20 protein-coding genes are annotated in these 17,102 nt (G+C 45.5%); 10 read left to right on the top strand and 10 right to left on the bottom strand.

The features are described from left to right. The first annotated feature begins 156 nt into the window (after positions 1-156). The 4 genes from AC0OMU_RS00805 to AC0OMU_RS00790 are packed head-to-tail and all read left to right on the top strand — an operon-like array spanning position 157 to position 4,149. Positions 157-1,698 (top strand): spore germination protein, encoded by a 1,542-nt coding sequence (locus AC0OMU_RS00805; protein ID WP_474240837.1) that lies wholly within the window; start codon positions 157-159, stop codon positions 1,696-1,698. Continuing rightward, positions 1,679-2,833, top strand: coding sequence for a Ger(x)C family spore germination protein (locus AC0OMU_RS00800; protein ID WP_474240836.1), 1,155 nt, complete (start codon positions 1,679-1,681; stop codon positions 2,831-2,833). Before AC0OMU_RS00805 ends, AC0OMU_RS00800 begins: the two co-directional genes overlap by 20 nt. A 15-nt stretch (positions 2,834-2,848) precedes the next feature. Next, entirely contained in the window at positions 2,849-3,049 is a 201-nt protein-coding gene (locus AC0OMU_RS00795) for a hypothetical protein (protein ID WP_003233686.1), read from the top strand. A 23-nt stretch (positions 3,050-3,072) separates the two neighbouring features. Further along, on the top strand, positions 3,073-4,149 hold the full coding sequence (locus AC0OMU_RS00790) for an endospore germination permease (RefSeq protein WP_474240835.1): 1,077 nt from the start codon (positions 3,073-3,075) through the stop codon (positions 4,147-4,149). Here AC0OMU_RS00790 and AC0OMU_RS00785 read toward each other — a convergent pair. The 3 genes from AC0OMU_RS00785 to AC0OMU_RS00775 form a co-directional block, all read right to left on the bottom strand. Further along, positions 4,146-5,561, bottom strand: a complete 1,416-nt coding sequence (locus tag AC0OMU_RS00785) for an alanine/glycine:cation symporter family protein (protein ID WP_474240834.1) — start codon at positions 5,559-5,561, stop codon at positions 4,146-4,148. The two genes, AC0OMU_RS00790 and AC0OMU_RS00785, sit on opposite strands and share 4 nt — an antisense overlap. 123 nt (positions 5,562-5,684) lie before the next feature. Then, positions 5,685-6,077, bottom strand: coding sequence for a DnaJ family domain-containing protein (locus AC0OMU_RS00780; RefSeq protein WP_003233692.1), 393 nt, complete (start codon positions 6,075-6,077; stop codon positions 5,685-5,687). 18 nt (positions 6,078-6,095) lie between these two features. Further along, on the bottom strand, positions 6,096-6,233 hold the full coding sequence (locus AC0OMU_RS00775) for a hypothetical protein (RefSeq protein ID WP_322840064.1): 138 nt from the start codon (positions 6,231-6,233) through the stop codon (positions 6,096-6,098). 100 nt (positions 6,234-6,333) lie between these two features. Here AC0OMU_RS00775 and ltaS point away from each other — a divergent pair, with 100 nt between their 5' ends. Further along, positions 6,334-8,283, top strand: a complete 1,950-nt coding sequence (gene ltaS / locus AC0OMU_RS00770; protein WP_015383091.1) for a lipoteichoic acid synthase — start codon at positions 6,334-6,336, stop codon at positions 8,281-8,283. Between the two features lie 33 nt (positions 8,284-8,316). On the opposite strand, the gene nagE is transcribed toward ltaS, so the two are convergent. Then, positions 8,317-9,675 (bottom strand): N-acetylglucosamine-specific PTS transporter subunit IIBC, encoded by a 1,359-nt coding sequence (nagE, locus tag AC0OMU_RS00765; RefSeq protein ID WP_014479158.1) that lies wholly within the window; start codon positions 9,673-9,675, stop codon positions 8,317-8,319. 171 nt (positions 9,676-9,846) lie between these two features. Between nagE and map the strand changes: the two genes are divergently transcribed. The 4 genes from map (at position 9,847) to AC0OMU_RS00745 (ending at position 11,548) form a co-directional block, all read left to right on the top strand. After that, positions 9,847-10,596 (top strand): type I methionyl aminopeptidase, encoded by a 750-nt coding sequence (gene map / locus AC0OMU_RS00760; protein WP_327830892.1) that lies wholly within the window; start codon positions 9,847-9,849, stop codon positions 10,594-10,596. 81 nt (positions 10,597-10,677) lie between these two features. Then, on the top strand, positions 10,678-10,992 hold the full coding sequence (locus AC0OMU_RS00755) for a DUF3243 family protein (protein ID WP_474240833.1): 315 nt from the start codon (positions 10,678-10,680) through the stop codon (positions 10,990-10,992). Positions 10,993-11,098: 106 nt separating this feature from the next. Next, complete coding sequence (locus AC0OMU_RS00750; RefSeq protein ID WP_003244572.1) at positions 11,099-11,254, top strand: hypothetical protein; 156 nt, start codon at positions 11,099-11,101, stop codon at positions 11,252-11,254. 156 nt (positions 11,255-11,410) lie between these two features. Beyond that, the gene (locus tag AC0OMU_RS00745) at positions 11,411-11,548 is read left to right on the top strand and encodes a YflJ family protein (RefSeq protein ID WP_003239885.1); all 138 of its coding nucleotides are present in this window, start codon (positions 11,411-11,413) and stop codon (positions 11,546-11,548) included. 40 nt (positions 11,549-11,588) lie between these two features. On the opposite strand, the gene AC0OMU_RS00740 is transcribed toward AC0OMU_RS00745, so the two are convergent. After that, positions 11,589-12,254 (bottom strand): MOSC domain-containing protein, encoded by a 666-nt coding sequence (locus AC0OMU_RS00740; RefSeq protein WP_181218572.1) that lies wholly within the window; start codon positions 12,252-12,254, stop codon positions 11,589-11,591. 66 nt (positions 12,255-12,320) lie between these two features. Between AC0OMU_RS00740 and AC0OMU_RS00735 the strand changes: the two genes are divergently transcribed. After that, positions 12,321-12,596 carry an acylphosphatase gene (locus AC0OMU_RS00735; RefSeq protein WP_003243829.1) on the top strand — a complete coding sequence of 92 codons (276 nt, stop codon included), beginning with the start codon at positions 12,321-12,323 and terminating at the stop codon, positions 12,594-12,596. On the opposite strand, the gene nosA is transcribed toward AC0OMU_RS00735, so the two are convergent. The 5 genes from nosA to AC0OMU_RS00710 all read right to left on the bottom strand — a co-directional run bounded on the left by nosA (position 12,587) and on the right by AC0OMU_RS00710 (position 17,102). Further along, on the bottom strand, positions 12,587-13,678 hold the full coding sequence (nosA, locus tag AC0OMU_RS00730; protein WP_063335677.1) for a nitric oxide synthase: 1,092 nt from the start codon (positions 13,676-13,678) through the stop codon (positions 12,587-12,589). The two genes, AC0OMU_RS00735 and nosA, sit on opposite strands and share 10 nt — an antisense overlap. Positions 13,679-13,796: 118 nt before the next feature. Further along, positions 13,797-14,591: an MBL fold metallo-hydrolase gene (locus tag AC0OMU_RS00725; RefSeq protein WP_474240832.1), complete on the bottom strand. Its 795-nt coding sequence runs from the start codon at positions 14,589-14,591 to the stop codon at positions 13,797-13,799. A 55-nt stretch (positions 14,592-14,646) separates the two neighbouring features. Further along, positions 14,647-15,948: a citrate transporter CitM gene (gene citM / locus AC0OMU_RS00720; RefSeq protein ID WP_003242978.1), complete on the bottom strand. Its 1,302-nt coding sequence runs from the start codon at positions 15,946-15,948 to the stop codon at positions 14,647-14,649. 42 nt (positions 15,949-15,990) lie between these two features. Continuing rightward, positions 15,991-16,116: a hypothetical protein gene (locus AC0OMU_RS00715; RefSeq protein ID WP_015383084.1), complete on the bottom strand. Its 126-nt coding sequence runs from the start codon at positions 16,114-16,116 to the stop codon at positions 15,991-15,993. A 26-nt stretch (positions 16,117-16,142) separates the two neighbouring features. Next, positions 16,143-17,102, bottom strand: coding sequence for a tripartite tricarboxylate transporter substrate binding protein (locus AC0OMU_RS00710; RefSeq protein ID WP_047182271.1), 960 nt, complete (start codon positions 17,100-17,102; stop codon positions 16,143-16,145).

The following is a 17,102-nucleotide window of genomic DNA, read 5'->3' as shown; positions in this document are numbered from 1 at the left end:
TATATACAACTTATAATCATATTGTATTCCTGTATATACAGGTAGTCAACACTTTTTTATAGCGCTTTCATCCTAGTCTGGAATATATGAAACAGACAAGGTTACCCTAAAAGTCACAAGCACTTATTGTGACATTAAAAAGCAGGGTGAGCCTCTATGAATAAACGCGACAAAGCGCTTCAGCTCATCAAAGAGCTTGAAGACAATCAGGACAGACCGATCTCTCCTGATTTGAAGGAAAACCTCGATAATCTGACCTTATTAACAGAAGGCTGCTCAGACATCGTATTTAGACAATTTGACTTTGGAAACGGGCTGTGCGGATTTATTGTTTATGTCGAAGGAATTGTAAAATCTGAACATATTCAGGATCACGCCCTCCGCCCTTTCTTAATGCATTTGACGGATCAAATAGATGAACATGAAGCTGCGCTGCAAAATACTCTATCCATTTCAAGTGTTGCAATAGAAACGAGTATGAGCAAAGTGGCTGCATCCATCATTGAGGGGAACGCGGTTTTATTTGCCGACAGGCACTCAAAAGGCCTGATCTTAAATATAAAAGGCGGACAAAGAAGAAGCATTGAAGAGCCGATAACAGAATCGACCATCAGAGGGTCAAGAGAGGGCTTCACTGAAAGCCTCAGGGTCAATACCGCTCTTGTGCGCTTTCGCGTCAAAACGTTTCAGCTTAAAATGATCTCGTTTAAAATTGGTACCAAAACCAAAACCGATGTTGTCTTGGCCTATATTGACGGGCTTGCCGATCCAAAGGTCATTGACAAAGTAAAAAAAAGAATCAAAAAGATAAAGATTGATGCTGTCTTAGAAAGCGGATATATTGAAGAGTTTATCGAAGACGACACGTACTCACCATTCCCCCAGCTGCAATACACAGAAAGGCCGGACACCGTCGCCGCCCAGCTTCTCGAAGGCCGATTTGCCATTTTCACAGATAATACGCCCTTTGTCTTAACAGGCCCGATTACGTTTTGGCAGCTTATGCAGGCCAGTGAAGATTACTATGAGCGTTATTTGATGTCTAACTTAATCCGCTGGCTTCGCTATATGTTTTTATTCGTTGCTTTATATTTGCCGGCTATTTATGTTGCCGTTATTACATACCATCAGGACTTAATGCCGACAAACTTAATGTTCAGTGTGGCCTCCGCGCGTGAACCGATTCCTTTCCCCGCCATCATAGAAGCATTGATTATGGAAATTTCTTTTGAGGCTCTCCGTGAGGCGGGAGTGCGCCTGCCGAAAACCATCGGCCAGACCGTCAGTATTCTCGGGGCCCTTGTCATTGGGACAGCCGCTGTTGAAGCGGGAATTGTGTCTGCCCCCATGGTGATCATCGTATCGTTAACAGGGATCGCGTCATTTACAATTCCGCGATTTAACTTAGCTATCTCCATCAGGATGCTTCGTTTCCCGCTTATGTTTTTGGCGAGTATTTTCGGGATTTTCGGCATTATGCTCGGCACGATTATCTTAGTGCTCCATTTATGCAAGCTGCAATCTTTCGGTATTCCTTATTTATCCGGCATTTCTCCGTTTAAACGAGATGAAGTAAAAGATATTTTTGTCAGGGCGCCTTGGTGGACGATGACCAGAAGGCCGGGCACGTATTCGCGCGGCAACGGACAGAAGGGAGCGAAAAGAGAGGACCCAAAAGATGAAGAAAACAATATATAAGTGTGTTGTGCCGCTTCTCATTTGTATCCTTCTAACGGGGTGCTGGGACCGGACAGAAATCAATGACATTGCATTTGTTGTCAGCTCAGCCATTGATAAGAAAAAAGATCAATATCGAGTAGCCTTGCAGATTCCCTTGGTCGGCCAATTAGGCGGACAAACAGGGGGCGGCGGCGGAACTGCCGGTTCAAAAACATGGTATGTTGATTCAGCTTCCGGCACTACGATCAGAGAAGCGAACAACAAGCTGCAAACCTCCTTGTCACGGACAATCAATACGTCCCACAGACGTACAGTCATTATTGGAGAGGATATGGCGAGAGACGGCGTTGCCCCAGTCTTTGATATTTTAACGCGAAATCCGCAGAACAGATTAACGGCGCTCATTTTAGTCAGCCGGGGAGAAGCGCGGGACATTTTAAACACCGATGTCCAGCTTGAACAGTTTCCGGCGGAAATGATTCGGGAGCTGGCCATTATCGCAACGAGCCGCCCCGTTTTTTTAAGCAGATTCATGTCTGATCTAGTAGAAATAGGCAGTGATCCGTATGCACCGGTCATCTCTGCATCTAAAACAAAACCTGGAGGGAAAGGCAAATCTAATTTGAAAATTGACGGGCTTGCGATCTTTAAAAAGGACAGATTGATGGATATTTTCAAAGATGAACACATGACAGCAGCCCTGATGTTGCTGAATCAAGCCCGCCAGCCAGAATTCATAGTAGACCTGCCGAATCAAATGGGGCAAGCATCCATTCAGCTTCAAAAGTCCAATGCATCCTTTCATGCCGCTGAAAAAAACGGAAAGCTGTCAATGACAATCGAGATCAGAGCTAAAGGAATTATTATGGAAAACCAATCAACCTATGAGACGAGAGAAAATGACCAGTATTACATCATTCAAAAAGCACTAAACAGAACCATAAAGAAGGACGTGACCAGCACCGTTCATCGTTTGCAAAAGCTAAAGGCGGACCCGGCCGGCTTTCAATACCGGACTATTAGAAGCACGGCAACCACGAAGAATCTGCTGAAAAAGGAATGGGAAGAGGTATATAAGGATATGGAGGTTCACGTCGTCCCAATTGTGACCATTGAGCAGGGCGGTGTCCTATACAAAACGATCAGCCATTAATGGAGGTGCGTCAGCATGATCAGCTATATCGTACAGACATTGATTGTGTGCATTGCCATATACGCATATGAATGGAAGAATTTTCGTTCCGCTAACAATCTAACAAAATGGGCCTTCAGCCTGCTGATTGCAGGAAGTGCTTTTCTATGGATTTATATGAGAGTGAATCCCCTGCTTCCGCGGCTGGGGCACCTGTTTAAATATATTCCGTTTTGAACATGACAGAAAGGATGTGCTTTATGGACAAGACCTCTGCATACCAAGGATTATTTTTCGGAGCTCTGTATACGTTAGCGGTCGGATTAAAGCATGCTCCGATTCTCATGATCGAATCAGCAAAACAAAATGCCTGGCACAGCTACATCCTCGGCGTTGTCATCGTGATTCCGGCACTCTGGCTCATGCATAGGCTGATGAAAAAGCATCAGGATAAAAATATCTATGAGCTGCTGAGCGATTCCTCACCAATCGCAGGCCGGATTATCATTTTACTGTTTTCTTTGTATTTCCTGTTAATCAATGCTCATGATTTACGTTTTTTCATCAATTTGATTAACATTTTATTTCTCCCGAGAACACCAATGGCTGTTCTTGGCGGTGTTATTATCTTTGTGGCGATCTGTATTGCCAGAGAGGGAAAAGAAACATTGACCAGAATGGCGCAGATATTCCTATTTCCATTCGGCATCCTGGTCTTGTTCCTTCCATTTACGCTGGCCACACAAATTGAGCTTCAAAACTTGACGCCTGTTTTTGAAGGTCTAATCCCATACCTTCAATCAGGCTATTACGCGTTTGGGACAATGGGGGAATTGATTATCCTTCCGCTTCTCTTCTCAAACCGGAGTGTCCCGCTAAAATACACCATTTTCGCAATACTGTTGGGCGCTTTATTGCTGGCCGTGATGTTATTTTCTTCAATTTCTGTCTTTGGTCCCAACCTGACATCTACTTTCTTTGATCCTGCTTATATGGTCATCAGGCAGATCCGCATTACGGATTTTCTGGATCGCTCAGACCTGATCATCGCGGCCTTTTGGATTCCGGTCATTATGGTGAAGATAGCAGGTTCCCTATATATCGTGGTATACGGCCTTTCGTTTTTACACTCAAAAATCGACCCGAAAGCCATGTATACACCAACCGGCATGTTCTCAGTCGTATGCAGCTTTTGGTTCTTTTTAAATACAAATCAGCTAATCGACTTTAACAGAATCAAACCAATCATTAATGTAGTGATTTCTCTTTTGCTGCCTTTACTCATTTATTTGATCATAAAAAGCAAAGCGTTGTTCGGCGCCAAAGCAAAGCACTAGGAATTTTTAGCTTCTTTTGTTTGATAAACAGGATTCTGTTTTGTTTTTCTTATATCTTTCAGGTAGTACTGTTCAGATGTAAAGAATTCGGTGTACAGCGCTTTTACCTTTCTGCTCAATAACAACAGCGCAATCACATTTGGAACGAGAATAAAAGCCAATGCTAAGTCCAAAAAGCCCCAAATGGCTTTTGCTCCGCCTGCGGCACCAATGATAATAGCCGCTAAATAAACGAATTTGATTACGTGTCCTGCCAGCCGCCCGAACAGAAATTCAGCTTGCTTTACGCCGTAAAAAATGACAACCATAATGGTTGATACGACAAAGAAGACTAGGGAAACCGAAACGAAGTACCCTCCGCCAGAACCGAAATAATGCTGAAATGCAGCCGTCGTCAGTGCTGCCGGGTCATTTGAGGCGTTCTTCCCTGTCCAGACACCAGATGCAAGAACGACAAAAGCGGTGGTCGTGCAGATGATCAAGGTGTCAATGACAATGCCGATCACAGACCAAAACCCTTGCCGCACAGGATGATCAGTCATTGCTGCCGCATGTGCAATCGGGGCTGTTCCCATTCCGGCTTCATTAGAATAAAGCCCGCGGGCGAATCCCCAGCGAACGGTTTCCGCCAACGCAGCACCTGCGAACCCTCCAACTGCTGAAGAAGAGGTAAACGCATTTGAAAAGACGAGAGAGAAAAACGCCGGCACTGATGATAGATTCATGAGAACAATCAGGAGACCGGCACCCGCGTATGCCCCTGCCATAAGAGGCACGACAAACTCTGTTACTTTTCCGATCCGCTTTACCCCTCCTATCACCACTAACCCAATCAAAAATGCAATTCCGATTCCTGCGTATATTTTATTGAAAGAAAACGTCTCGGCAAGCGAGACTGAAACCGAATTTCCCTGAACCATAATGCTGGGGATCAGCTCCACAATCAGCGCAACAGAGAAGAATACGCCGAGCCATTTCATGCGCAGCCCTTTTGTTATGTAATACATCGGTCCCCCGACGTATTCACCCTGCTCATTTTTTTCTCTGTAATGAACAGCAAGAACACTTTCAGAAAACTTAATCGCCATGGCAAATAAGGCAATAAGCCACATCCAAAAAACCGCTCCTGGTCCTCCAAACATAATAGCGGCGGGCACACCGACAATGTTCGCTGCACCGATCGTTGAACTGAGGGCTGAGGTCAATGCCTGAAGCGGTGTGACTGTGCCCTCTCCCTTCGGCTTTTTTCCTACGCTGCCGATTGTCTGTTTGAAAATGTATAAAGGATAGCGAAATTGAAAACCTTTCAGCAAAATAGTGAAATACAACCCCGTCCCCGTCAGCAGGATGATTAGCGGCGGACCCCACAGCCAATCAGATATATGCTCTATCCATTCCAATAGTCGTTCCATCCCATCACCCTTTTTCGTTTATGGGTCATTTCCCATAGATGGAAAAACATAAACCTTTTGACATAGAACTTGGAACATAAAAAGGATGGCTTTTATCAATCGCCATCCTGCAGACAAGACAAATCAGCTGGAAGAAGGTCTGTTTCGTCCAAGCCGGTCATATACTTTATTCTTATAAAAAGCGGATGCTGGCTTTGAAAACATGCCTTTTTTGTCGACAAGCTTATCAAGCAGCAATTGCTTTTCAGATTTTTTTCTGATTAATTGCTCGCGTTCTTTTTCGTCATAGCACTTTTCGATTAAATGGTCGATGGTCATAAGCTCTTTTTTGAGCGCGCCCTCGTCCTCTGCCATTCCCGCGTTTTTCAAAATACGATAGCCCATGCGCAGCGATTCCGGCAAGTGTGCCGCGTCATCCTTCGGCAGCGGCTTCCCCATTCCCGGGAGGTTTTGAAAGTCCCCGTCTTTGATGGCGCGCTTAATTTTATCTTCAGACACAATATGGGAAAAATCCATCATTTCACCTCTTTTTATCTATACCTTATATTTTATCATACAATTCTCAATGTACCATTTTATTCCTTTATTTCTAGAAAGATACCTTATTTTACATTTGGTAATATCAAAGCGAAACGTTGATTCGACGGCGTTTTTCGCCACTTTCTCCATCATACGATTTTCACTTTTCTAATCTGCTGATTCGTGTTATATTGGATACGTTCGTTTTTTCTATCGTTTCGCTCGAACTGGATCGGAAAAAAGGAGTGTAACAATGAAAACATTTATAAAAGAAAGAGGACTGGCCTTCTTCTTAATCGCGGTCGTCCTGTTATGGATCAAAACGTATGTCGGTTATGTCCTGAACTTCAACTTAGGAATAGACAACACGATACAAAAAATATTGCTTTTTGTGAATCCTCTTAGCTCAAGCTTGTTCTTTCTTGGCTTTGGACTCTTGTTCAAGAAAAAATTACAGCAGACAGCCATTATAGTGATTCATTTTTTAATGTCTTTTTTACTGTACGCAAACATTGTGTACTACAGATTTTTCAATGATTTTATTACAATTCCGGTCATTATGCAGGCTAAAACAAACGGCGGCCAACTCGGTGACAGCGCATTTTCGCTGATGAGACCGACTGACGCCTTTTACTTTATCGATACGATCATCCTGATCATCTTGGCGATCAAAGTAAACAAGCCTGCCGAAACGTCAAGCAAAAAATCGTTCAGAATTATTTTTGCGTCTTCAATTCTTGTGTTCTTGATCAACCTGGCAGTTGCGGAATCAGACCGTCCTGAATTGCTGACAAGATCATTCGACCGGAACTATCTTGTGAAATACTTGGGAACATACAATTTCACGATTTATGACGCTGTACAGAATATCAAGTCCAACAGCCAGCGCGCGCTTGCCGATTCCAGCGACGTGACGGAAGTAGAAAACTACATGAAAGCCAATTACGATGTGCCGAATAACGTGTATTTCGGCAAAGCGGAAGGAAAAAACGTCATTTACGTTTCACTTGAATCTTTGCAGTCATTTATCATCGACTATAAAATTGACGGCAAAGAAGTGACACCGTTCTTAAATAAACTGGCACATGATAACGAAACGTTCTACTTTGATAACTTTTTCCACCAAACGGGACAAGGTAAAACATCGGATGCTGAATTTATGATGGAAAACTCTCTGTACCCGCTGGCTCAAGGTTCAGTTTTCGTAAACAAAGCGCAAAACACGCTGCAATCCGTTCCGGCGATTCTGAAGTCTAAGAATTACACATCTGCTACTTTCCACGGGAACACGCAGACGTTCTGGAACCGTAACGAAATGTACAAAGCGGAAGGCATTGATAAATTCTTTGATTCTGCCTACTATGACATGAACGAAGAAAACACGAAAAACTACGGCATGAAAGACAAACCGTTCTTTAAAGAATCAATGCCGCTGCTGGAAAGCCTGCCGCAGCCGTTCTATACGAAGTTCATTACCCTGTCTAACCACTTCCCATTCGGAATGGATGAGGGGGATACAGACTTCCCGGCTGGAGACTTTGGTGACTCTGTCGTCGATAACTACTTCCAGTCAGCCCATTACCTTGATCAGTCCATTGAACAATTCTTCAATGATCTGAAAAAAGACGGGTTATATGATAAATCGATTATTGTGATGTACGGAGACCACTACGGCATCTCTGAAAACCACAATAAAGCGATGGCGAAAGTGCTTGGCAAGGATGAAATCACTGATTACGACAACGCCCAGCTTCAACGGGTGCCGCTCTTTATCCACGCTGCCGGCGTGAAGGGCGAGAAAGTTCATAAATATGCCGGAGACGTTGATGTGGCTCCTACCATTCTGCATCTGCTCGGAGTGGATACGAAGGACTATCTGATGTCCGGTTCTGATATTTTATCGAAAGAACACCGTGAAGTGATTCCGTTCCGAAACGGAGACTTTATTTCACCGAAGTACACGAAAATATCCGGTAAGTATTACGACACGAAAACCGGAAAAGAACTCGATGAATCCGAAGTCGACAAGTCAGAAGACTCGCTCGTCAAGAAGGAACTTGAAATGTCCGATAAAATCATAAACGGAGACCTGCTGCGGTTCTACGAGCCGAAAGGTTTTAAGAAGGTGAATCCTTCCGATTATGATTACACAAAACATGGCGAAGATTCTTCCGAAACGTCAACGGATAACGAAGATAAATAAGAAAAAGCGGAGAGGTTGCCCTCTCCGCTTTTTTTATTTGACAGCAGCTCTCAATTCTTCCGCCGCAAATTCCACATTCGGGCCAATAATGACTTGAACCGATTGCCCGCCCGATTTGACAACCCCTTTTGCGCCTGCTTTCTTTAGCAGCGCTTCATCCACCAAAGCGGTATCCTTCACAGTCAGTCGCAGCCTTGTGGCGCAATGATCAATGGTTTGAAGGTTTTCTTTTCCGCCGAGCCCTTTCAGCATGATGTTTTCATTTACATCCTGAACAGTATTTTCATCCAGCACTTCATCCACATCATCGTCTTCCCGTCCAGGCGTTTTTAAATTCAAAGCCTTAATCAGTACATAAAACACGATAAAGTATACTGCCGCATAGCATATACCTACCAAAAGCAGAAGCAGCGGTTTTTCTGCGATTCCATAGCTGAGCACATAATCGATAGCACCGGCTGAAAAAGAGAAGCCTGAGCGGATGCCGAGCCAGTTGACGATAAATAAAGATAACCCGGTTAAGACCGCGTGAACAGCGTATAAAAGCGGAGATAAAAACATAAATGCAAACTCAATCGGCTCCGTAATCCCTGTGATAAACGCCGTTAAAGCAAACCCAATCATCATTCCAGCCGTCGCTTTCCGTTTAGACGGCTTCGCAGTCACAACCATAGCCAGACACGCCGCCGGAAGACCGAACATCATGATTGGGAAGAATCCGGTCATATATGTGCCCGCTGTCGGATCTTTCGCGAAAAAGCGCGCCAGATCCCCTGTCACTCCGTTATATTCTCCGAATTGGAACCAGAAAATATTGTTCAGCACATGGTGAAGGCCAAGCGGAATTAACAGCCTGTTGAATAGGCCGAATATGCCTGCCCCGATGCCGCCGAGCCCGAGCATCCACTCTCCAAACGAGTTTATACACGATTGAATCGGCGGCCAGACGACTCCGAATATGCCCGCTAAAATGATCGTAATAATGGCTGTTATAATCGGCACAAGCCGTCTGCCGCTGAAGAATCCGAGATATTCAGGCAGCTTGGTATCCTTGAAGCGGTTATAGGTGTAACCGGCAATTAAACCGGCAATAATTCCCCCAAACACCGCCATGTTATTTGTTTTATCAATTGTCTTTGTTGCCGCGTCAAGCATCAGATACGATATCGCCCCTGATAAACCCGCGGCCCCATTGCTGTCTTTTGAAATGCCGATGGCAATTCCGATCGCAAAAATAAGCGGCAGATGATCAAAAACCGCCGTCCCCGCCTGATAGACAAACGGGATATTAAATACATCCTCTCTGCCAAGCGCAAGGATAATTCCAACCGCAGGCAGAACCGCAATCGGGAGCATAAATGACTTCCCGAGTTTTTGTAAAAATGAAAGCATACCCATCCCCCTCATACCCTTTTTTTTCAAATATACCATATAAGATATCTAGTGATCTATACCAATTTTCCCGGGGGTATTTCTTTTTTCCCAGGTCCGTGTGTTTCCTATTTTTAAGACAGTTGTGGTAAGCTTAATCTAGATTATTTAAAAAGAAAGCGGGAATGACAGATGATTGTAACAAACGATCAAGAATTAGAAGGCCTGAAAAAAATCGGAAGAATCGTCGCGCTTGCGCGTGAAGAAATGAAGCGGAAGGCAGAGCCCGGCATGAGCACAAAAGACCTTGACCTTATCGGAAAAGCTGTGCTTGATGAGCACGGCGCCGTTTCAGCTCCTGAGAAGGAATATGATTTTCCAGGCGTGACATGCATCAGCGTAAATGATGAAGTGGCTCACGGCATACCAAGCACATCCAAAATTTTAAAAACAGGGGACCTTGTCAACATCGACATCTCCGCTGAATTTGGCGGCTTCTATTCCGACACAGGCATCTCATTTGTGCTCGGTGAAGGAGAAGAACGCCTTCATAAGCTTTGCCAATGCGCGGAAAACGCTTTTCAAAAGGGGCTTCAGCAGGCAAAAGCGGGCAAGCGCCAAAACCAGATCGGAAGAGCCGTTTATCATGAAGCACGCTCTCAAGGCTTTACCGTCATCAAAACCCTGACCGGCCACGGAATCGGCCGAAGCCTGCATGAAGCGCCGAACCACATCATGAACTATTATGATCCGTTTGATAACGCACTGTTCAAAAATGGCACAGTCATCGCGCTTGAACCGTTTATTTCAACGAAAGCAGAAACGATTGTTGAAGCTGGAGACGGCTGGACGTTCAAGACGCCGGATAAAAGCATGGTTGCCCAAGTTGAACACACGATCGTCATCACAAAAGATGAACCGATTATCTTGACGAAACTGTAGAACACATTCCGGACTTCCGGCAGGTTTAACCTCCTCCAATAGCAGGTAAAACATCATTATTCTGCACGAGGAGGTCTTGCAATGAACAGAGATCAAGAAAAAATCCAAATTGAAAACGAAATGAACGCGATGCATAGCACAATAAAAGAAGACATTTTAAAAGACTTTGAGGAATTTAAAGGCTACCTGAAAAAACAAGTCAACCGAGGCAAAAAGCTGGGATTGAATGACGGCAAGCTTGTAAAAAGCGCTGCGATCCTGGGAGACTACCTCGCAAAGCATGAAGAGCCGCAAAACGGTGAAGAAATGCTGCTGCAAGAGCTTTGGAGCGTTGCGGACGAAGATGAGAAAGAACATTTGGCACAGCTTCTGGTCAAATTGGTTGATAAACAATAAAACATGAGCCGGGCGATATGCGCCCGGCTTTCTTGATATTGTCACAGCCCGGCTCTTTCAGATATGCTACACTACTATTATGTCTGTGAAAGGAGCCTTTATCTGCATGTGGTTTATTATTTTCGGCATCATTTTTTTCATTGAAGGCATCATTATGACCGTTTACGGCGTTAAGAAAAAAAACGGGATGCTCACATATATCGGCATTGTTTTCGCCATTATGACATTTGGCGTTGTCATGATCAAACTAACCGGCCATTAAATCATATTCGGCTTTTGCTCCGCATATACATACAGAAGAACATTCGTACATCTAGTGCGAAAGGCTCAGTTTTCCCCGCATCTCTTTTCAGCATCTTTTTATAGATGTTACAATGCCAATCGTTTCGAAATCAGATAGGGAAAGGAGTTTTCTGACATGCATTACGGCAGTAAAGGCTGGTATGTGGCAGAACTAAAAAAGCAGGGGATCACGCACCATGAGGGAAGAAAGCTTCAAAGCTATAAAACCTATTTTCTTGCCAACCTGCTTGAAACAAAGAAAAAACAATCGTAAATATGGCAAAGCCGCGCACGTTGATATGCGCGGCTTTTTTCTATTCAACCGGCTGCAGCCTGTCCTTCTTTTTCATAAAGGACGCTCTCCAGCTTTCCGATAGTGCAGCCTCACTTAAAATCCGTTCAATGGCGGTGAGATTTTTTGCATCATGGTAGTTGATGCGGTTGGCGAACTGGACGGATATGCCCTTCTCTCCTCTGGACAGCAATTCAAGGTTCGCGCAGGGAGACACCCTGCCCTCCTCCAGCACGCGAAAATAAAACCCTGTATAGCCAGTTTGCTGGACCTTCAGCACCATTTCTTTTACACCAAACTTTTTCGCCAGCTTTACACACGGCTGGCGCGGCTGGCTGACCTGAACAACAGCTTCATCAAGCCTGAACACATCCCCGATGCAAACATTCTCCTCAGTCAGGCCCGCGACCGTCAGATTTTCTCCAAATGCGGCGTTTGACAGCGGTCTTGAGAGGAACTCTTCCCAAAACGGATAATGCTCCGCCGGGTAGACACAGACAGCCTTATCAGGTCCGCCGTGGTTGACGAGGTCCGCCTGTCCGTCTCCTTCAAAATTCTCCCGATGCAGCATAACGGCTGATTCAGCTGGCCGCTTCATGATGCCGGTTTCGATTTTCTTTCCGCCATATTCAAGCGTCTGCGGTTTTCCCAGATTAAGAGAAAGAATTGAATAGCGCTCTGGTTTCATACAAACACATCCCCTTTACAGGTTGTAAAATGATTGATTATCATAAAAAGAAAAGGTGGTTTTTACATGCTTCAATACCGAATCATTGTAGACGGCCGGGTTCAAGGTGTGGGCTTTCGCTATTTTGTTCAAATGGAAGCTGATAAGCGAAAACTGGCCGGCTGGGTCAAAAACCGTGATGACGGGCGTGTCGAGATTTTGGCAGAGGGTCCGGAAAACGCCCTGCAATCGTTTGTTGAGGCTGTAAAGAACGGAAGCCCTTTCTCAAAGGTTACCGACATCTCTGTGACTGAATCCCGCAGCCTTGAAGGCCATCATCGATTTTCTATTGTTTACTCATAAGGCTTATCTTGATAAAAGTAATTCGGCTTAACGATTGAGTTATCATAGGATCGGTGGAAGATATGAGTGGCAGCGGGTGAAATTGGCGGAATCAGCCACGTCCAGTCCCCCGTCAGCTTTCTGCCCGCTTCTTCCTCCTGTTCTTCAAACCGTTTAAACTGGCTTGCCGCTGTATGATGATCAACGATGCTGACACCCTGCTTTTTATACGAGTGCAGCACAGCTTTATTCAATTCAACTAGCGCTTGATCCTTCCATAAATCCGTATTGTAATCAGCGGCGATGCCGATCACGGACGCTACTTTTTTGAGCTTGTCGTACCGCTTTTCATCTGCGAGGTTTCTCGCTCCGATCTCCGTGCCCATATACCAGCCGTTAAATGGCGCGGCATTATAATGAATGCCCCCGACCTCAAGCTTCATATCAGAGATGATAGGCACGCCGTACCACTTCAGCTCCAAATCAGAAAACGCCTCGATGTCCGGATGTATGATTGGAACCTCGATCACAAGTGAACGCGGCAGCTCATACCAGACAGGCTGTTTGTCGCCTTTCATGCGAAAAATGAGCGGCAGCAGGTCAAAATCCGTTCGCTCTCCGCGCCAGCCGAGCTCTTCGCAGGCTGCTGTCAGTGAACAGGAAGCCGGGTCACCGATTCTTTCTCCGTCTGACTCATATCCAGCGTACCGGATCAGCTGATGATTCCAGATCTCGACTTGCTTTTCACCCTTCTCTTCCGGAGGGAAAATCGTAATGGTCGGTCTGATTTTCCCGTTATTGGTGGCGGTTTCAATATGGTGAAAGAGGGCGTCACGCACTTCCTCCTTCGTCCGGACGTCTCGTCTGTCGATAACATTCAGCGAATTCCAGAACAATCTGCCGATGCAGCGGTTGCTGTTTCTCCAAGCCATTTTCGCTCCGTGCTCCAGCTCTTCCTTCGAATGTACATAGCTTCCGGTCAGGTCAATTTCGCTTTTAATGTCCTCGAGACGGTCTTTCACTTCCTCCTCCTTTCCCAATTCCTGATAGCATGCGGCAATAAACGCTTTCGCTTCGTTCCAAAGTATTTCTTTTTCTTCCAACAAACTCTCCCCTTCACATCACTTCATGCTTTTCATTGTATCGTTTTTAAGCGGCAAGACAAATGATTTTTCTGCAACTTCCTGGAAAACAATAAAAAACACCCGCGTGGTGCGGGTGTCAAATAGACGATAACCGATTTGCCAATTCAGTTAAGTCACTTCGAAAGTTTTTGCCGGTCATCGGTATGCCGTGCCCGGTCAATAACGCTTCCGGTTCAAGACCGGCCAGCTTTAGAATGGACTCCGCGGCCGTATCTGTGTCAGGCGTGAAATAAGCCGGCGGACCGTGAAGCTCCTGTTTTTGTATCAAGACGTCAGCCATTTTCTCCTGTTCCACTGTAATAACAGCATCACCTGCCACAAGCACGCGGCCGTCATCGCGGAATAACGAAATATGGCCCGGCGTGTGTCCTGGTGTCGCAATCCACATCCACTCGTCAAGACAGGGGACTGAACCGTCTTCCGGCAGTGCCTGGACATGTGAGGAAATATCGATGGAGTGCCGCGGAAACAGCGGCGACAGCTTGGCGACCAGCCCGCTCTTGCTGTCAGAACGAGCCGGAGGATAATCTTCTTTACCTGTTACATAAGGCATTTCCCGAGAATGGACATAAACAGGTACATCCCAATGTTCAAGGATCTCTTCGATTGCCCCAATATGGTCAAAGTGCCCGTGTGTGAGGATAATCGCCTTCAGCTGAAACCCTTCACCGAATCTTTGTTTGGCTTCATTGACAATCATGCCGGCTGATTGAGGCATGCCGGCATCAATTAAAACAAATGAGTGAGGTTCAGAAGGCAGCTGAATAAAATAGACATTCGCAATTTGCACAGTCAGACCGTGCACCCCTTTTGCCGCTTCGAACCCCGTTCCGCTTCTGACTGAAGTCAGCGGCATATAAGGATCACTCATAATGACACCTCCGGAATGTTGTATGCCGTTAGTGTGTGTCATTACGCCTGAATTATCATACGGAAATAGAGATCGCACCGATCAATAGAGCGATAGCCGTCATGACGATCACTGCGAGAACCGCCCATTTCAATGCGAATTTTTGATGGTCATCAATAGAAACTCCGACGAGTCCGACAAGCAAATGAGTGGATGGCACAAGCGGACTCAGCATATGAATCGGCTGGCCGATAATAGAGGCTCTGGCAATTTCCACTTTATCCACACCGTATGCGACAGCTGTTTCTGATAAAATCGGCAGCACCCCGTAGAAATACGCGTCATTCGGCATCAAGAATGTGAAAATGCCGCTTGTTAAAGCAACAATCGCCGGGATCAATCCGCCCATTTGTTCCGGTATCATGGACACGAGCGAGATCGCCATTTCATCAACCATTTTCGTGCCTGTCAAAATCCCCGTGAACACCCCCGCGGCAAAAATCATTGAACCGATAGCCAGCACGTTGCTGGAATGCGCCGCGATGCGCTGCCTCTGATGCTCGAGATTGGGATAATTCACAATCAGCGCAATACAAAACGCAATGACAAACAGTACGGTTAAACTGACTTTACCCGATACTAAACATCCTATTAAAGAAAGCGTTAACAATAAATTGAACCACCAAAGCTTCGGCCGCTTCCACTCATCTTCAACCGCTGCCGCAGGTTCATTGGCATTGGCCGGCTGTTTCAGTTCAATCACACCAAGGCGCTTTCGTTCCGCTTTTCCAAGCACATACGCAACCGCCACCATACAAAGCATCCCGCTTGCAATGACAGGAATCATCGGCCCTGTAAGCTCAGCTGGATCAACCCCCAGCGCACTCGCCGCCCTCGGCGTCGCACCACCCCATGGAATCGTGTTCATGATTCCCATGCCGACTCCCGCGATTCCCGCCAAGATAATTGGCCGGATGCCTAGCAGCAAATAGAGCGGAAGCATGGCGCTTGTCGTAATCATGTACGTTGTCGAGCCATCTCCGTCCAAGGCGACGAGCATTGTAAGAACCGCTGTCCCGACAACAATTTTTAAAGGGTCTCCTTTGACCATGCTTAAAATTTTGCCAACCATTGGATCAAACAGGCCTGTATCAATCATAATTCCAAAATATAAGATCGCAAACATAATCATGACCGCAGTCGGCGCGACTTGTTGAATCCCCGAAATCATCATGTCCCCAACTTCAGTAAATCCAAATCCGGCGATAAGCGCAAACACAATCGGCGTCAAAACCAATGCTGTTAAAACAGAAAGCCGTTTTGTCATGATCAATGCCATAAACACAAGCATCATGAGAAAGCCTAAGATTGCTAACACATCCATTCCCCCTTAATGAATCCGCTTACATTTTTTTCTCCCTTACTCCCCTTTTTGTCTTGCCTTTTTGCCATCGTATGGGAAAACAAATCGCAAGTAAATAATTTGGTTTTTTTGTATTTTTAATTTTTTAAAACCGTTTTGTTCTTTTTGATCAATTTTCGGCATGAAAAAAATCCCGGGATGCCGGGATCTTAATTTCCTGTCATGATGCTTTGATAAAAAGCAGATTGCTCTTCTAAAAACCGTTTCGTTTCCCTGCTGTTTAAATAAAAGCTTTCCCAGTCCTGTTCGTTTATTTTCCGCTTCCATTCAGGTGAAGAGGTGACCTCCTTTAGCGCTTGATCCCAGTAAGAAATCTCTTCCTCAGACATATTTTTCGGGCCCAAAATCCCTCTCCAATGAGAAAAAACAAACGGGATTCCCTGCTCCTTCCACGTCGGTACATTTGGAAAACCGGGAAGTCTTTTATCAGACGTTACAGCGGCTAACGTGATATCGCCGTTTCGTTCATATGGTTTCGCTTCAGAAAGTGTCATGGAAGCCGCTTCTATCTCATGTCTGATCAGCGCCTGAATGAGCTGTTCACTGCTGTCATACTGTGAGAATTGAATGTCAAACGCGTCAATGCCGTACATATCTGCCGCTCTGACGAACGAGAGCTGATCATCATTGCCAAACCCCGGGGCAAAGCCGATTCTCACCTTGCCAGGATGCATGTTGATCTCATTCAGCACATCCTTGCCATTTGTTAACGCTGATCCTTTTGGCAATGCAACCGTCTGCCATTCCTTGGAGAGAATGGCGAGCGGCGTAAAATCGGCCATTTTTAATTTGCTTTGCCCGAGAAGATCATTGCTCAATATTAGGCTGGACGTCATGCTGATGGTTTGTTTGCTGCTTTTGTTGACATATTTCCAGCCTTTCTCTCCCCCGCCGCCGGGTTTATAGACGATATGAACATCACCCTTCACGATCTGCTTCTGACTCAAAACAGATTGGATGGCCTGCGCTGTGACATCCCAGCCGCCAGAAGGCTCAGCGGGGACGACAATTTCTATCGGCCCGTCCGGCAGGCGCGGCGCAGCCGCCTGCCTGATATCACCCTGCATAAAGATCAATAGAAAAATCAATAATATTATAGATTTTTTCAT

The sequence above is a fragment of the Bacillus sp. FAU18 genome, from assembly GCF_056033885.1.
Note: the sequence above shows the minus strand (reverse complement) of the source record. Positions and strands in the feature narration are given on the sequence as shown.